Raw genomic sequence first — 15,575 nt, 5'->3', positions numbered from 1 at the left:
CGCGTCCAGTGCGGCCTCGATGCGCGGCAGCAGATCGGCTGGCGGCTCGGCGGGCGCGACCGTGTCGACGAGCGGCGCGAGCCGGCGCTCCCAGGCCTCGACCTCGGCGCGCAGGCCCGCGTCCGTCTCGAGCGCCGCGCGCATGGCGGCGGTGGTGCGGGCATCGAGCGTGCCGAGCACGTACTCGCCGGCGAGTGCGGTGCGCTCGGCGGGGTCGGTCGGGATCATGCCGGCCCCCTCATGACGTGAGACACTCCTTCAGCGACGCGAGGCCGCGCCGGATCCACGCCTTCACCGTGCCGAGCGGGGTTTCGAGCCGCGCGGCGATCTGCGCATGCGAGAGCCCATCGACGAAGGCGAGCAGGATCGAGCGGCGGTTCTTCTCCTCGAGCGTGCCGAGGCAGTCGCGCAGCCGGGCCGCATCCGTGCCCGCGTCCAGCGCGGCCACCGGGTCGTGCTCCACCGGCGCGTCGCCAAGCTCCGGATCGTCGCTCGGCAGCTCGCGCCCGCGCGCACGGGCGAGATCGAGCGCCACATGCCGCGCGATCGCGGCAAGCCAGGCGGGTGCCGCGCCGCGCGCCGGGTCGAAGCGGTCGGCGCGGTCCCAGATGCGCAGGAACGTGTCCTGGGTGGCATCCGCCGCGGCGGCACGGTCGCGCAGGATGCGCAGGCAGACGCCGAACAGCCGTGCCGACTGGGCCGCGTAGAGCGCGCGCAGCGCCGCCCGGTCGCCGCGCGCGACCGCTGCCAGCATCTCCGCGAGATCCTGTGCCTCCGTGCCCGCATCCGCCATGCGTGCCCCTCCGGCGTCATCCAAGGCGATCGCGCCTGCGCTGTCCACCTTTGCGACCGGCACGGAGCGTGCTTTCGTCTGCGGCGGAGCGGCGCGGCGCCATGTCCGACTACGCCGGGCCGGGCGCGGCGGATGCAGCACGGGAGCAGGGCGGATGGCATGACCTGGTCGATTCTGGCGCGCGATCCGGCGACGGGCACGCTCGGCGTCGCCGTCGCGACACGGTTCTTCGCGGTCGGCGCACTCTGCCCGCATGTCGAGGGCCGTGTCGCGGCGCTGTCGACCCAGGCGCTGATGAACCCGATGTACGCGATCGAGGGCATGGCGATGCTGCGCCAGGGCAGGCCCGCATCCGAGGTCGCCGCCGTGCTGACCGCGGCCGATCCCGGGCGCGAGGTGCGCCAATTGCACATCCTCGATGCCGCCGGACGGATCGCCCAGCACACCGGCACGGGCTGCGTCGCCTGGGCCGGCAGCGTGGTCGGGCGCGACTGCTCGGTCGCGGGCAACATGCTCGCCGGACCCGAGGTGGTGGAGGCGACCGCGCGCGCCTACGAGCAGGCCGCGGCCGAGGGCGTGGAGATGGCCGAGCGGCTCCTGCGCGCGCTCGAGGCCGGCGAGGCGGCGGGCGGGGATTCGCGCGGCAAGCAATCGGCCGCGCTGAAGGTGGCGTCCAAGGACCCCTATGCCGATCTCGACATCCGCGTCGACGACCATGCCGAGCCGATCGCGGAACTGCGCCGGCTCCATCGCCGCAGCAAGGCGCGCTACGCGATCTATCGGCGCTTCCTCGCCGGTCCCGGCCACCCCGGCACCTACGACCGCGCGGTGATCATCGCCGCCGTCGAGGCGGAGGGGACGCCCGACGACGACGTTCCGGGCTCATGACCGCGCCGCTGCTCGAGGTACGCGATCTCGCCGTCACCTTCGCCACCGACGACGGAGCGGTGCGCGCGGTGGACGGCGTGTCCTTCGCGCTCGCCGCGGGCCGGCGGCTCGCGATCGTCGGCGAATCGGGCTGCGGCAAGAGCGTCGCCGCGCTCGCGATCATGCGCCTGCTCGCGCCGAACGCGCGCGCCGAGGGGTCGGTGCGGCTCGAGGGCGAGGAGGTGCTGGCGGCGTCCGAATCCCGCATGCGCCAGATCCGCGGCGGGCGCATCGCGATGATCTTCCAGGAGCCGATGACCTCGCTCAATCCCGCCTTCACCGTGGGCGACCAGATCGTCGAGGCGATCCGCGAGCACGGCGAGGTCTCGGCCGCCGAGGCGCGCGACCAGGCGATCGCGTGGCTGGCGCGCGTGCGCATTCCGGTACCGGAACGGCGCTTCGGCGAGTATCCGCACCGCCTCTCGGGCGGGATGCGCCAGCGCGTGATGATCGCCATGGCGATGGCGTGCCGCCCCTCGGTGCTGATCGCCGACGAGCCCACGACCGCGCTCGACGTGACGATCCAGGCGCAGATCCTGTCGCTCATGCGCGAGCTCTCGGAGGAGACGGGCACCGCGATCGTGCTGATCACGCATGATCTCGGCGTGGTCGCCGAGCTCGCGCACGACGTGCTGGTGATGTATGCCGGCCGGGTCGCCGAGCAGGCGCCGGTCGGGGCGCTGTTCCGCACGCCGCAGCATCCCTACACGGTCGGGCTGATGGGCGCGGTGCCGCGGCTCGACGAGCAGGTCGAGCGGCTCGCCACCATCGAGGGCGCGGTGCCCAGCCCGCGCGCCTGGCCGCCCGGCTGCCGCTTCGCGCCACGCTGCCCCTTCGTGGTCGAGCGCTGCCGCACCGAGGCGCCGCCGCTCGCGCCGGTCGGCGAGGGGCACGTCGCCGCGTGCTGGCAGGCCCCGCTCGACCGTTTCGCCGCCGCAGCATGAGCGCGCCCCTGCTCGACGCGCGCGGCCTCGTGAAGCACTTCCCGGTGCGGGGGGGGCTGTTCGGCCGGCCGGCCGGCTTCGTGCGCGCGGTGGACGGCATCGACATCGCCGTGATGCCGGGCGAGACGCTCGCGCTGGTGGGCGAATCGGGCTGCGGCAAGTCGACCGCCGCGCGGCTTTGCCTCAGGCTGATCGAGCCCGATCGCGGCAGCATCACCTTCGACGGCGCCGACCTGATGGCGATGGACGAGGCGCGGCTGCGCGCCGCGCGCCGGCACATGCAGCTGATCTTCCAGGACCCGTTCGCGAGCCTCAACCCGCGCATGACGGTGGGCCAGATCCTCGCCGAGCCGATCCGGCTGCACCGGCTGCGCGCGGGCCGCGCGGTGGACGATCGCGTCGCGGATCTGCTCACGCTGGTCGGGCTCCGCCCCGAGCAGGCGGCGCGCTACCCGCACGAGTTCTCGGGCGGGCAGCGCCAGCGCATCGGCATCGCCCGCGCGCTCGCCTGCGAGCCCAGGCTGCTGGTGGGCGACGAGCCTGTGAGCGCGCTCGACGTCTCGATCCAGGCGCAGGTGATCAACCTGCTCGACGACCTGCTCGCGCGTCTCGGCCTCGCCTTCCTGCTGATCGCGCACGATCTCGCGGTGGTGCGCCACATCGCCGACCGGGTGGCGGTGATGTATCTGGGGCGGATCGTCGAGCAGGGGCCGACGCGCGGGGTGTTCGCAGCACCCCGCCACCCCTACACGCGCGCGCTCCTCGCCGCGATCCCCCGCCCCGAGCCTGGCCTTGCGGCGCCGAAAGCGACCATCGAGGGCGACGTGCCGAGCCCGATGAACCCGCCCCCCGGCTGCCGCTTCCACACCCGCTGCCCGCACGCCGATGCGCGCTGCCGCGGCGAGGATCCGCCGCTCGCCGATCCCGGCGACCGCCACGCGGTCGCCTGCCATCACTGGCGCGGCCTGCCGCCCTGGGAAGGCGAGGCGGCCGCCGGCGACCGCGCGGCGCGTGTCCGGCTGCACGCGCTCGCGCGCCACTTCCGGCCGGACTTGCCCCCGGGCCCGTCCGGCGCGACGCTGGGTTCCAGGCCAACGACAAGAATGGGAGCTTCCGAATGAAGAGATTGCTGCTTGCCGCCGTCGCCGTCTCGGTGCTGGCGGTCTCCTCCGCCTCGGCGCAGACCATGCGCATCGGTCTGCGCGAGGACCCGGACATCCTCGATCCCACGCTCGCGCGCACCTATGTCGGACGGATCGTGTTCGCCTCCCTCTGCGACAAGCTGTTCGACATCGACAAGGACCTGAACATCGTCCCGCAGCTCGCCACCGGCTTCAGATGGGACGACGGCAGGACGCTGACGATCACGCTGCGCGAGGGCGTGAAGTTCCACGACGGCGAGACGATGGACGCGAACGCCGTCGCCTACAGCCTCAATCGTCACCTCACCATGCAGGGCAGTTTCCGGCGCGGCGAGATCAACGCGATGGACCGCGTCGAGGTGGTCGATCCGAAGACCGTGCGCATCCACCTGAAGGTGCCGTTCGCGCCGTTCCTCGCCCAGCTCACCGACCGGGCGGGGATGGTGCTGAGCCCCAAAGCCGCCGAGGCGGCAGGGCGCGATTTCGGTCTGAGGCCGGTCTGCGCCGGGCCGTTCCGCTTCGTCGAGCGTGTCGCCCAGGACCGCATCGTGGTCGAGCGCTTCCCCGACTACTGGGACAAGGGGAGCGTGCATCTCGACCGCATCATCTATCTGCCGATCCCGGACAGCACGGTGCGGCTGGCCAACCTGCAGTCGGGCGCGCTCGAGCTGACCGAGACGATCTCGGCAACCGACATCCCGACGGTGCAGCGGAACCCGCGGCTGCGCGTGGCGATGGGCGACGAGCTCGGCTACCAGGGGATCACCTTCAACATCGCCAACGGCGACCGTGCCAGGGCGCCGATCGGCCAGCATGCGAAGGTGCGCCAGGCCTTCGACCTGGCGATCGACCGTGCGACCATCATCCAGGTCGTCTATGACGGCCACTTCACGCCGACCGCCCAGGCCGTGCCGCCGTCCTCGCCCTACCATGTCCGCTCGCTGACCCCGCCGACGCGCGACGTCGCCCGGGCGCGTGCGCTCCTGCGCGAGGCGGGCGTGGCGACGCCGGTGAAGGTCGAGCTGACCGTGCCGAACAACCCGGACATGCGCCAGGTCGGCGAGGTGATCCAGGCGATGGCGGCCGAGGCCGGGTTCGAGGTGTCGATCCGCGCGATGGAGTTCGCCTCGTCGCTGCAGGCGGCGCAGCGCGGCGACTTCGAGGCCTATCTGGTCGGCTGGTCCGGGCGGACCGACCCGGACGGCAATCTCTGGACCTTCGTGCACAGCCGCGGCGCGCAGAACGACGGCAAGTACGCCAACCCCGAGGTGGACCGGCTGCTCGACGCCTCGCGCGAGGAGAGCGATCTCGAGAAGCGCGTGGCGATCTTCGAACGGATGTACCGCCACTACATCACCGAGGATCGCGCCCGGCTCTATCTCTGGCACCGCAAGAACATCCACGCCTATTCGACCCGGGTGCAGGGCTTCGTGCCGGTGCCGGACGGGCTGATCCGCGTCAAGGGCGTGCGGCTGGCGGCGAACTGATGCGCGCGGACGGCAGCGTCACCACCCTGACCCTCTCCCGCACGCGCGGGAGAGAATCAGCATGAGGGTGCCGGCCGCTCCGCGGCGGTCGAGCTGACGGCCGCGCATGGGCGGCTTCCTGCTCCGCAGGGTGGGGCAGATCATCCCCACCCTGCTGTTCGTCTCGATCCTGATCTTCGGGCTGCAGCAACTCATGCCCGGCGATCCGGCGCTGATCCTCGCCGGCGAGGAGCGGGGCGATCCGCAGGTGCTGGCCCAGATCCGCGCCGAGCTCAACCTCGACCGGCCGATCCACGAGCAGTACGTGCTCTGGCTCGGCAACGTGCTCCAGGGCGATCTCGGCTTCTCCTGGCGCATCCGCGAACCCGTCGGCAAGGTGATCATCGAGAAGCTGCCGGTGACCGTGCAGCTCGGGCTGATGGCCTTCGCGATCGCCTGCCTGATCGGCATCCCCGCCGGCATCGTCTCGGCCGTGAGGAAGGACCGGCCGGCCGACTGGATCGCCAACGGCATCGCGCTCGCTGGCATCTCGACGCCGAACTTCTGGCTCGGGATCATGATGATCCTGCTGTTCAGCGTGAAGCTCGGCTGGCTGCCGCCCTCCGGCTACGTGCCGCTCGCCGAGGACTGGCGCCAGAGCCTCGCCACCACGATCATGCCCGCCTTCGTGCTCGGCACCGGGATCGCGGCGGTGCTGATGCGCCACACGCGCAGCGCGATGGTGCAGGCGATGGCGCAGGACTATGTGCGCACCGCGCGCGCCAAGGGGCTCGCCGAGCGGGTCATCGTCGCCAAGCACGCGCTCCGGAACGCGCTGGTGCCGGTGGTCACGCTCGGCGCGCTCGAGCTCGGCACGCTCCTCTCCGGCGCGGTGCTGACCGAGCAGGTCTTCACCATTCCCGGCTTCGGCAAGCTGATCGTCGATGCGGTCTTCAACCGCGACTACCCGGTGGTGCAGGGCGTCGTCCTGGTCGTGGCGGTGATCTATGTCGGGCTCAATCTCGCCGCCGATGTGCTCTACGTGCTGATCAATCCGCGCCTGCGCCACGCATGACCACGCTCGCCGCCACGGCCGCGCCCGAGCGCATCGACAGCCCGACGCGGCGGTCGCTCAGGAAGCTGGTGCGGCACCGCACCGCGATGGTCGGGCTCGCGCTGGTCGTGGCGTTCGTCCTGGTCGCGGTGCTCGCGCCGCTGATCGCGCCCTTCGACCCGACGCGGACGTCCTGGACGGCGATCCGCAAGCCACCCTCCGCCCTGCACTGGTTCGGCACCGACGAGAACGGCCGCGACCTGCTCTCGCGGGTGATCTGGGGCGCGCGCGCGAGCCTGCTCGCGGGCGTCGTCTCGGTCGCGATCGCGCTGGCGGCCGGCGTGCCGATCGGCATGCTGGCCGGCTTCCGCGGCGGCTGGATCGATGCGCTGATCAGCCGCCTCACCGACGCGATGCTGGCCTGCCCGTTCCTGATCCTGGCGATCGCGCTCGCGGCCTTCCTCGGCCCCGCGCTCGAGAACGCGATGATCGCGATCGGCATCAGTGCGACACCGATCTTCATCCGGCTGGCGCGCGGCGCGACCATGGCGGCGAAGGTGGAGGACTATGTCGAGGCGGCGCGCGCGATCGGCAATCCGCGCTGGCGGGTCGCGGTGCGCCACATCCTGCCGAACATCGTGCCCCCGCTCCTGGTGCAGGCCACGCTGACGATCGCGAGCGCGATCATCGCCGAGGCCTCGCTCTCCTTCCTCGGCCTCGGCCAGCAGCCGCCGGCGCCGTCCTGGGGCTCGATGCTGAACACCGCCCAGCGCTTCATCGAGCAGGCGCCCTGGATGGCGATCTTCCCCGGGCTCTCGATCGTGCTGGTGGTGCTCGGCTTCAACCTGCTGGGCGACGGTCTGCGCGACGCCTTCGACCCGCGCGGCCGCTGACCGTGGCCACCGGGGCTGCGCTCAGCTCCCGGGGCTGTTCTGCTTCAGGTAGGCGATCACGTCCTTGCGCTGCTGTTCGTTACGCAGCCCGGCGAAGGCCATGCTGCCGCGCGGCACCAGGCTCTTCGGATTGGTCAGATACTTGTCAAGATTCTCCTCGGTCCAGGTCAGCCCACCTTCGGCAAGTTCGCGCATGTTCGGCGAGTAGCGGAACCCGTCCACCGAAGCGGCCTTCCGACCGACCACGCCATGCAGGTTGGGTCCCACGCCGTTGCGTCCACCCGCCTCGATCGTGTGGCAGGCGCGGCACTGGTTGAACACGCGCTGGCCGGCGGCCGCGTCCTGGGCGGCGGCGGGAGTGGTGACGGCGGCGAGTGCGACGGCGGTGGCGGCGAGCAGGATCCTCTTCATGACGTCTCCTTGCGCTGGGTTCTTTCGGACGGCGCCGCCCGACACGGCGGTCGGTCGGGGTGCCCGACCGCAGGGCGGATATAGCGAGGGGTGGTGATCCCGCAACCCGTCCGTCGTGCCCGACCGATGTCCCTCCACCGCTGGCGCGGCGGGCGCGCGTCGTGTGCCGTGACGCACATGCATCGGTCGCCGGGCGCAGTACGCTGCGCTCCGACGCCATACCTGTGCACGCCCGCAGCGGATGGCGGAGCCTCCGGCAGGCGGTCTCTCGTCAGCCGGAGGGCATCGGTGTAGTCTCTCGTCACGGCTGATCACGAGGCCCAACCCATGCAGCGTCCTTCCGCCCTCCGCACCCGCCTCCGCCAGGGCGTCTCGGCGGTTGTCGTCGTGGCCCTGCTCGGCGGCTGCGTCACCACCCAGGAGCAGAGGATCGGCGCGGCCGATCCGGCCGACACCTGTCGTCCCTACGTGGTCGCCCTCGACAGCACCGGGAACTTCTTCGCCGAGGACATCATCAAGGGCGCACTGATCGGCGCGGTCGGCGGGGCGGTGCTGGGCGGCCTCTTCGGCGGCGGTCGCGGCTCGGCGATCGCGATCGGCGCCGCGACAGGGGCGGTCGCGGGCGCGGCGACCGGCTACATTTATGCGCTGCAGCAGCAGTCGCGTGACCAGGCGGTGCTGGCAAGCCGGGTCTCGAGCGATCTGGCGAAGGAGAATGCCGAGATCGATCGCGCCCAGCAGGCCTTCGACCAGCTCTCCGACTGTCGCTTCCGCCAGGCCCAGGCGGTGCGCAGCGACTACGCCGCCGGACGGATCCAGCGTCCGGAGGCGGAGGCGCGCCTCGCCCAGATCCGCGGCTGGTGGAACCGCGATCTGGCACTCGCCCGGCAGATCAACGAGAAGATGGCCACGCGCGGGGCCGAGTTCGAGACCGCGGCCGAGACCCTGAGCCCCGGCGCCAAGGACATGATCGCCCAGCAGAAGGCGCCGATGCCGTCCCGCCGCGCGACCACGACGCGCCAGACTCCGGTGCTGCTGCGTCCCGATCCGGCCGCCCCCCAGATCGCGGCCCTCGGTGCGCGCGAGCGTGTCACCGTGGCGCGGACGCAGGGCGACTATGCCCTGGTCGAGACCAGCACCGGCCAGCGCGGCTACGCGCCGGCGAGCACGCTGCGCGTCGAGGGGCGGGAGCCGACCCGCGCGGTCGCCCAGCCCGCCCCCGCAGCGGGCGACGACGTGCGCAGCCTCGCCGCCACCAATGTCGCCAAGCGCGACAACTTCGCGGCCTCGGTCGAGGTTGCCCAGGCGGCCACCGGCTCCGGTTTCGAGCTCACGACCTGATGCGTCTGGCGGCAGGCGCCGCGCTCCTTCTCGTCGCGGCGCTCGCGGCTGCGGCGCCGGCGCCCGCCCAGACGCCGCCGACCACCCCCTATCTGCGCGTCGAGGCGGGAGCCCACACCGCGCCGGTCAACCGGCTCGCGGTCGACGCGGCGGGCCGGCTGCTCGCCACCGCCTCGGACGACCGCACGGTGCGGCTCTGGTCCCTTCCGGATGGCGCGCCGGCGGGGGTGCTGCGGGTTCCGATCGCCGAGGAGGCGGAGGGCGAGCTCTATGCCGTGGCACTGACGCCGGACGGCCGGCGGCTGTTCGCGGCCGGGTTCACGGGCTTTGGTTGGGATCGCTCCTTCGCTCTCTATGTGTTTGATGCTGTTGAAAAGCGGATGATCGGCCGGCTCGCTCCTCTGCCGGCGCCGGTGGTGCATCTCGCCCTCTCGCCGGATGGCACGAGGCTCGCGGCCGCGCTCGGCGGCACGGCCGGGATCCGGGTCTGGGATGCACGCAACGGGCGGTTGCTGGCCGAAGACACGAGCTATCGCGGGCCCGCGCGGATGGTCGCGTTCACGCCCGATGCCGCCCTCGTCACCACCGCCGCCGACGGGCTGGTGCGCATCTACGATCCGACCGGCGCGAAGCGGGCAGAAGCGGCACCAAGGCGCGGGGCACGCCCCTACGGCCTCGCCGTGTCGCCCGACGGCGCCCTGATCGCGATCGGCTACGAGACCCATCCGGCGGTCGATGTCCTGCATCTTCAAGGTCTCAGGCCGGCGTTCGCACCTGATGTCTCGGCTCTCGACGCGGCGGCGCTGCCCGCCGTGGCGTGGGCGTCGGACGGCAAGGGCGGGGTGCAGCTCCACGCCGCCGGAGCTGGGCGGCGCGGCGGCGTGATCCGCCGCTGGGCGGATTTCGGGCTCGGTCCCGGGACCGACCTCGTCGCCGCGCGTGACTCCATTCCCCATCTTCTGCCTCTGCCGGGTGGCGGCCTTGCCTATGCGGCAGCCGATCCCGGCTGGGGGATCGTCGGGCCCGAAGGCACGCTGGTCCGGCGCCCGACACCGCCCTCGGCGGATCCACGCGCCGCACGCGACACGCTCGCGGTCTCGGCGGATGGGCAGACGGTCGAATGGCAGGGCAGCGCCGGCCGGCTGCGCTTCGAGGTTGCGACCGGCCGGCTGGCCGGTGCGGCTGCCCAGGGTGCCGATGTCGTGCCGGCGCGCACCGAGGCGGCAGGGCTTGCGGTCGCGAACTGGCGCGATGCCGCCCCGCCCCGCCTGAACGGCCAGCCGATCGCGCTCGGTCGCGGCGAGATCGCGCGCAGCGCCGCGATCGCCGGGGGCCATGTCCTCGTCGGCACCGACACGCATCTGCGCCTGTTCGACCGCGGCCGTCGCGAACTCGCCGCCCTCGCCACCCCGGGCGCGGTGTGGGGGCTCGCGGTGGCGCCCGAGGCGGCGGTCGCGGTCGCCGCCCTCGGCGACGGTACGCTGCGCTGGTACGGGCTGGACGGCAGGGGCACGCTCGAGGAGCGGGCGGCGCTGTTCGTGCATGCCGACGGGGTGCGCTGGGTGCTCTGGACGCCCGAAGGCTTCTTCGACCACGCCGGGGCGGGCGGCCAGGATCTGGTCGGCGTGCATCTCAACCGCGGCCGGGCCGAGGCGCCGGAGTGGGCGACCTTCGCCCAGGCCTATCGCGCGCTCTATGCGCCGGCGGTGGTGCGCGCGCGCGTCGCGGGGGATGCGAAGCCGGCGGCCGACCGGCTTGCCGCGCTCGGCGATGTGCGCGCCGCGATCGCGCGCCAGCCGCGCGTCAGCCTGACCGGCGCCTGCCTGCCCGGCCCGGCCGGCGCCTGCACCCCGCTCGACCTCGCGCAGAAGGTGCCGGAGACCGCGGGCACCGTGCGCATCGGCCTCACGCTCGAGGATCGCGGCCTCGGCCTCGGCCCGGTCGACCTGTTCGTGAACGGCCGCAATCTCGGGCGCGCCGATCCGGGCGGGCAGACCCGCTTCGGGCTCGACATCGCGCTGGATCCCGGGCGCAACGTGATCGAGGCGCGCGCCTGGGACGCTGCCGCCCGGCTCTTCGGCACCTCGTCGCCGCTGGTGCTGGAGGCGCCCGGCGAGGCGGCGGGGGAGGGGCGGCTCTTCGTGCTCGCGATCGGCGTGGACGAGTACCGCAACAGGGACCTCAGGCTGAACTTCGCCGGCGCCGATGCGCGCCGCTTCGCCGCCGAGTTCGCGCAGGCCGCCCGGCCGCTCTACCGCGACGTCGTCACCACGGTTCTGCTCGACCAGGAGGCGACACGGGCCGGCGTGATCGCGGCCCTCGAGCGGCTCGGCCGCGAGGTCGGACCGAACGACACCTTCCTGATGTACCTCGCCGGCCACGGCGTGCGCGCCGAGCCCGACGACCGTTTCCTGTTCCTGCCGCAGGATGTCGAGGATGCCTCCTCCTGGGAGGCGCTGCGACGGGTCGCGGTGACCGACGAGACGCTCGTCTCGCTGGTCTCGCGCATCCGTGCGCGCAACGGCTTCCTCTTCATCGACACCTGCTTCGCCGGCCAGATCACGATCGACGCGCTTGCCAATCTCGGCCACGAGACCGGGCGTTTCATGCTCGCCGCCTCCTCCTCTGTGCAGGAGGCGCTGGACAGCTACGACGGCAAGAACGGCGTCTTCGCCTATGCGGTGGCCGAGGCGCTGGCCGGCGGGGCCGCGCGCGACGAGCGCGGGGTGGTCACAGCGCTCTCGCTCGGCGAATACGTCTCGCGCCGCGTGAGCGAGCTCGCGCGCGAGAAGGGCCATGCGCAGGATGCGGTGTTCCGCACCGCACGGCGGGATCTGCGCGGCTTTCCGGTCGCGCGCGTCAATCGCTGACGCAGGCCGGACGGCCGGCGTTCACTCTCTGTTCACATTCGCGTGGCAACCATCCACAATGGACGTCGCGGACGGCTTGGCCCGTCCGACCCGGGGAGGGACGCCCATCGTGTGTGGAGATGTCGATGCGTCGCTGTCTCTCCTTCCTCCTCGCCGCCCTGGTGGCGGCAGCCGCACCCGCCCAGGCCGAGCGCGATCCCTGCCCTCCGCCCGGAACCGTCGCCGTGCGCGATGACGGGGCGCGCTGGCTCTTCCTCGGCCAGGACGAGGAGGACGACGGCCTCTGCCTCGTCCGCGTGGGCGAGCAGACGAGGCGGCTGCTGTTCGGCTTCTGGACCCCGATCGGCCCCGATTTGGCCGAGGCCCGCGCCGCCCTGGCCCGTCTGCTCGAGGGTGGACCGGGCACGACGGTGACGATCCGCGAGCATGTGATGTCGGACTCCTGGCAGGAGACGTGGCAGCGCGGCGAGGAGGAGGCGGTCGCGCTCGCCTCCGGCACGCGGCGCGCGCTCCGGCTCGAGCGCCGGATGCGCCTGTTCGGGCCGACGGGCTTCGTCGCCCATGTCACCTACTGGCTGGATGCCGATACCGGCGTGGTGCTGAAGACGCAGCACCGACACATCGAGGGGATGCGCCTTCCCTATCGCGACCTCGTGATGACCCGGCTCGATCGGCGCGGCTGAACCGTCGCCGCAGTTGCGCCGGAGGCCGCCGGCGCACGATATAAGGCCCGGTCCCATCAGGAGGGCGGGCGAGGGTGCGCAAGGTCGCGGGGTTCCTGCTGCTGGCCGCCGGGCTTGGCGTGCCGGCGCTGGCGACGGTCGGTGCCGCGGTGCTCACCCTGTTCGGCGCGCGATGACCCCGCCGCCGCCCCGTCCGCCTGGCCCGCCGCGCCTGCTCGCCTCGGACGGGCTGCGTGCGGCGCTCCTCTATCTGTTCGCCTGGCCGCTGCCGCTCGCCGCGCTGGTCTCGCTGTTCCTCGGCCGGCTTGACATGGTCGCCGGCACGGCCGGGGCCTTCGGCCTCGTCATCCTCGCCTCCTCGCTGATCGCCCGCGGGCTTGCCGCGCGGCGCGAACGCCGTCCGGCCGAGGGCGTGCCGCGGCCGCTGACGCTCGGGGCCGTGGTCGTCGGGCTCGCCGGCCTGCTCGCCGCCTGGCTCGGCGCCGGCTACGGGGGGGCGATGAGCGTTCTGTTCGGCATCGCCGCCGGCATCGGCACCGGGCTGCTGTTCGGCCTCGACGAGGCGCGCCCTCGGCCCGCCCAGCCCGAGGGGGCGAGCCCGCTCTCGGCCGACGAGCGCCGCCTGCTCGCCGAGGCCAGGAACCGCGTGACGGCGCTCGAGACGGCGGCGCGCAGGCTCGCCTCGCCCGAGTTCCGCGACCGGCTCGGCCGCGTCGCCGGCTGGGCCGGCGCCGTGGTCGCCGAGATCGAGCGCGACCCGCGCGACCTGCGCCGCGCACGCAAGGCGCTCACCGTCTATCTCGACGGCGCCGAGAAGGTGACGGCGAAGTACCTCGAGACCCACCCGCGCGCGGGCGATCAGCGGGGCGCGCTCGAGCAGAGCTTCCGCACCCTGCTCGAGGAGCTCGAGCGCGCCTTCGCGGAGCAGCACGCGAAGCTCTTGCAGAACGACACCATGGACCTCGACGTGCAGATCGAAGTGCTGACCACGCGGCTGAAGCGTGAAGGCGTGATGTAGCAGGAGACGAGCATGGAACCGACCCGTACCGATGGCGCCGAGCCGGCGCCTGCCCGGGTGCCACCTGCCCCCGACGCGCTGGTCAGCTACGCCGAGGCGCCGCCCGAACGGCGCGCGCGCATCGAGGCGGCCCTTGCCGAGCTCGACATCCGCGACAGCAACTCCGTGCTCACCTTCGGCGCCAAGGCGCAGGAGCAGGTGACGGCGATCTCCGATGCCATGCTCGAAGGCGTGCGCAACAAGGACACCGGCGCGGCCGGCGCGGTGCTGTCCGACATGGTCGCCACCCTGCGCGGCTTCGATGTCGAGGAGCTGAAGAAGGGCGGCGGCTTCCTCGCCCGGCTGTTCGGCCGGGCGAGGCCGATCGTGAAGGTGCTGCAGCGCTACGAGGAGGTGCGCGGCCAGATCGACGGCATCACCGATCGGCTCGAGAGCCACAAGACCCGGCTGATGACCGACATCGCCCAGCTCGACCGGCTCTACAGCGCGACGCTCGACTACTTCCACGACCTCGCCGACTACATCGCCGCGGGCGAGGAGGCGCTGCGGCGCCTCGACGAGGAGACCATTCCGGCCTTGGAGCGGGAGGCGCAGGCATCGGGCGAGATGCTGAAGGCGCAGGAGCTCCGGGACCTGCGTGCGCGCCGCGACGAGCTCGAACGCCGCGTCCACGACCTGAAGCTCACCCGCCAGGTGACGATGCAGGCACTGCCCTCGATCCGGCTGGTGCAGGAGAACGACAAGGCGCTGATCGGGCGGATCACCTCGACGGTTGCGAACACCGTGCCGCTGTGGCGCCAGCAGCTCGCCCAGGCGGTGACGATCGCGCGCAGCCAGGAGGCCGGCAAGACGCTGAAGGAGGCGACCGACCTCACCAATGAGCTGCTGGCCGCCAACGCCGAGAACCTGCGCATGGCGAACAGGGAGATCCGCGAGCAGATCGAGCGCGGCGTGTTCGACATCGCGATCGTGAAGAAGGCGAACGACGACCTGATCGCGACGATCAACGAGAGCCTCGCGATCGCCGACGAGGGCAAGCGCAAGCGCGCCGAGGCCGAGAAGGTGCTGGCGCAGTGCGAGACCGAGCTCAAGCAGGTGCTCTCGGCCGCCAGGGCGCGCGTGACGGCCGCGCCGGCGCAGGGCTGAGGCGATGGTCTGGAACCTGATCCGCGGCCAGTTCGTCGATGTCATCGGCTGGACCGACGACACCGGCGACACGATGTGCTGGCGCTTCGAACGCCACGGCAACGAGATCAAGTACGGCGCGCAGCTCACCGTGCGGGAGGGCCAGACCGCGGTGTTCGTCAACGAGGGCCGCATCGCCGACGTCTTCCCGCCCGGCCTCTATACGCTGGAGACGCGCAACCTGCCGGTGCTCTCGACCCTGCAGGCCTGGCCGCACGGCTTCGAGAGCCCGTTCAAGGCCGAGGTCTATTTCGTCGCCACGCGGCGCTTCCCCGACCTGAAATGGGGCACGCGCAACCCGATCATGCTGCGCGACCGCGAGTTCGGCCCCGTGCGGCTGCGCGCCTTCGGCACCTACGAGGTGCGCGTGACCGACGCGGCCACCTTCCTGCGCGAGATCGTCGGCACGGATGGCCGCTTCACCACCGACGAGATCGCCGAGGCGCTGCGCAACATGATCCTGACGCGGATCGCGACCGCGCTCGGCGCCGGCGCGATCCCGGTGCTCGATCTCGCCGCCAACCAGCAGGCGCTGTCGGAGTACCTCACCAATGCGCTGAAGCCCGACTTCTCCCAGTACGGGCTCGAGCTGACGCGGATGCTGGTCGAGAACATCTCGCTGCCCCCGGAGGTCGAGCAGGCGCTCGATACCCGGACGAAGATGGGCGTGATCGGCGATCTGCGCGCCTACGCCCAGTTCCAGGCGGCCGAGGCGATGGCGAAGGCGGCGGCCAACCCCTCGGGCGGGTCCGGCGCGGCGGTCGGCGCCGGGGTCGGGCTCGGGCTCGGCCAGCAGATCGCGGCGGCGCTGGCGCAGAGCCCGTGGGCTGCTTCCCCCGCCCCGCCGC

General features: G+C 72.6%; 14 protein-coding genes and 1 pseudogene. 12 read left to right on the top strand and 3 right to left on the bottom strand.

The window, feature by feature from the left end; all coding sequences use genetic code 11:
* Together FK498_RS11815 and FK498_RS11810 are read right to left on the bottom strand one after the other, a co-directional pair.
* Positions 1-228: pseudogene (locus tag FK498_RS11815) on the bottom strand (hypothetical protein); the annotation flags it as partial.
* Positions 229-238: 10 nt separating this feature from the next.
* Positions 239-793 carry a sigma-70 family RNA polymerase sigma factor gene (locus FK498_RS11810; RefSeq protein ID WP_141854794.1) on the bottom strand — a complete coding sequence of 185 codons (555 nt, stop codon included), beginning with the start codon at positions 791-793 and terminating at the stop codon, positions 239-241.
* Between the two features lie 159 nt (positions 794-952).
* Here FK498_RS11810 and FK498_RS11805 point away from each other — a divergent pair, with 159 nt between their 5' ends.
* The 6 genes from FK498_RS11805 to FK498_RS11780 all read left to right on the top strand — a co-directional run bounded on the left by FK498_RS11805 (position 953) and on the right by FK498_RS11780 (position 7,219).
* The gene (locus tag FK498_RS11805; protein ID WP_237560922.1) at positions 953-1,681 is read left to right on the top strand and encodes a DUF1028 domain-containing protein; all 729 of its coding nucleotides are present in this window, start codon (positions 953-955) and stop codon (positions 1,679-1,681) included.
* Positions 1,678-2,664 (top strand): ABC transporter ATP-binding protein, encoded by a 987-nt coding sequence (locus FK498_RS11800; RefSeq protein ID WP_141854790.1) that lies wholly within the window; start codon positions 1,678-1,680, stop codon positions 2,662-2,664. Before FK498_RS11805 ends, FK498_RS11800 begins: the two co-directional genes overlap by 4 nt.
* Entirely contained in the window at positions 2,661-3,785 is a 1,125-nt protein-coding gene (locus FK498_RS11795; protein WP_141854788.1) for an ABC transporter ATP-binding protein, read from the top strand. Before FK498_RS11800 ends, FK498_RS11795 begins: the two co-directional genes overlap by 4 nt.
* Positions 3,782-5,293 carry an ABC transporter substrate-binding protein gene (locus tag FK498_RS11790; protein WP_141854786.1) on the top strand — a complete coding sequence of 504 codons (1,512 nt, stop codon included), beginning with the start codon at positions 3,782-3,784 and terminating at the stop codon, positions 5,291-5,293. The genes FK498_RS11795 and FK498_RS11790 overlap by 4 nt, the downstream gene beginning before the upstream one ends.
* A gap of 106 nt (positions 5,294-5,399) precedes the next feature.
* A complete protein-coding gene (locus FK498_RS11785; protein ID WP_141854784.1) occupies positions 5,400-6,347 on the top strand; it encodes an ABC transporter permease in 948 nt (315 codons plus the stop codon).
* Positions 6,344-7,219 (top strand): ABC transporter permease, encoded by an 876-nt coding sequence (locus FK498_RS11780; RefSeq protein ID WP_141854781.1) that lies wholly within the window; start codon positions 6,344-6,346, stop codon positions 7,217-7,219. The genes FK498_RS11785 and FK498_RS11780 overlap by 4 nt, the downstream gene beginning before the upstream one ends.
* A gap of 21 nt (positions 7,220-7,240) precedes the next feature.
* Here FK498_RS11780 and FK498_RS11775 read toward each other — a convergent pair whose 3' ends face one another.
* Entirely contained in the window at positions 7,241-7,630 is a 390-nt protein-coding gene (locus FK498_RS11775) for a cytochrome c family protein (RefSeq protein ID WP_141854778.1), read from the bottom strand.
* A 327-nt stretch (positions 7,631-7,957) separates the two neighbouring features.
* Between FK498_RS11775 and FK498_RS19955 the strand changes: the two genes are divergently transcribed.
* The 6 genes from FK498_RS19955 to FK498_RS11745 all read left to right on the top strand — a co-directional run.
* A complete protein-coding gene (locus FK498_RS19955) occupies positions 7,958-8,971 on the top strand; it encodes a hypothetical protein (RefSeq protein ID WP_141854776.1) in 1,014 nt (337 codons plus the stop codon).
* Positions 8,971-11,841 carry a caspase family protein gene (locus FK498_RS11765; RefSeq protein ID WP_141854774.1) on the top strand — a complete coding sequence of 957 codons (2,871 nt, stop codon included), beginning with the start codon at positions 8,971-8,973 and terminating at the stop codon, positions 11,839-11,841. The genes FK498_RS19955 and FK498_RS11765 overlap by 1 nt, the downstream gene beginning before the upstream one ends.
* 125 nt (positions 11,842-11,966) lie before the next feature.
* Entirely contained in the window at positions 11,967-12,524 is a 558-nt protein-coding gene (locus FK498_RS11760) for a hypothetical protein (protein WP_141854772.1), read from the top strand.
* Positions 12,525-12,696: 172 nt separating this feature from the next.
* Positions 12,697-13,542, top strand: a complete 846-nt coding sequence (locus tag FK498_RS11755) for a 5-bromo-4-chloroindolyl phosphate hydrolysis family protein (RefSeq protein ID WP_141854770.1) — start codon at positions 12,697-12,699, stop codon at positions 13,540-13,542.
* Positions 13,543-13,554: 12 nt separating this feature from the next.
* Positions 13,555-14,688 (top strand): toxic anion resistance protein, encoded by a 1,134-nt coding sequence (locus FK498_RS11750; protein WP_141854768.1) that lies wholly within the window; start codon positions 13,555-13,557, stop codon positions 14,686-14,688.
* A gap of 4 nt (positions 14,689-14,692) precedes the next feature.
* Positions 14,693-15,575: SPFH domain-containing protein (locus FK498_RS11745; RefSeq protein ID WP_141854766.1), on the top strand; the 883-nt coding region annotated here is incomplete at its 3' end.

The organism is Elioraea sp. Yellowstone (genome assembly GCF_006704265.1).
Taxonomy (GTDB): domain Bacteria; phylum Pseudomonadota; class Alphaproteobacteria; order Acetobacterales; family Acetobacteraceae; genus Elioraea.
The sequence above is the reverse complement of the archived record's forward strand: the minus strand, read 5'-3'. Positions and strand labels throughout refer to the sequence as shown.

Bases quoted from the DNA above. Each gene is read 5' to 3' on its own strand.
- FK498_RS11810 (WP_141854794.1), bottom strand. From the start codon at position 793: ATGGCGGATGCGGGCACGGAGGCACAGGATCTCGCGGAGATGCTGGCA.
- FK498_RS11805 (WP_237560922.1), top strand. From the start codon at position 953: ATGACCTGGTCGATTCTGGCGCGCGATCCGGCGACGGGCACGCTCGGC.
- FK498_RS11800 (WP_141854790.1), top strand. From the start codon at position 1,678: ATGACCGCGCCGCTGCTCGAGGTACGCGATCTCGCCGTCACCTTCGCC.
- FK498_RS11795 (WP_141854788.1), top strand. From the start codon at position 2,661: ATGAGCGCGCCCCTGCTCGACGCGCGCGGCCTCGTGAAGCACTTCCCG.
- FK498_RS11790 (WP_141854786.1), top strand. From the start codon at position 3,782: ATGAAGAGATTGCTGCTTGCCGCCGTCGCCGTCTCGGTGCTGGCGGTC.
- FK498_RS11785 (WP_141854784.1), top strand. From the start codon at position 5,400: ATGGGCGGCTTCCTGCTCCGCAGGGTGGGGCAGATCATCCCCACCCTG.
- FK498_RS11780 (WP_141854781.1), top strand. From the start codon at position 6,344: ATGACCACGCTCGCCGCCACGGCCGCGCCCGAGCGCATCGACAGCCCG.
- FK498_RS11775 (WP_141854778.1), bottom strand. From the start codon at position 7,630: ATGAAGAGGATCCTGCTCGCCGCCACCGCCGTCGCACTCGCCGCCGTC.
- FK498_RS19955 (WP_141854776.1), top strand. From the start codon at position 7,958: ATGCAGCGTCCTTCCGCCCTCCGCACCCGCCTCCGCCAGGGCGTCTCG.
- FK498_RS11765 (WP_141854774.1), top strand. From the start codon at position 8,971: ATGCGTCTGGCGGCAGGCGCCGCGCTCCTTCTCGTCGCGGCGCTCGCG.
- FK498_RS11760 (WP_141854772.1), top strand. From the start codon at position 11,967: ATGCGTCGCTGTCTCTCCTTCCTCCTCGCCGCCCTGGTGGCGGCAGCC.
- FK498_RS11755 (WP_141854770.1), top strand. From the start codon at position 12,697: ATGACCCCGCCGCCGCCCCGTCCGCCTGGCCCGCCGCGCCTGCTCGCC.
- FK498_RS11750 (WP_141854768.1), top strand. From the start codon at position 13,555: ATGGAACCGACCCGTACCGATGGCGCCGAGCCGGCGCCTGCCCGGGTG.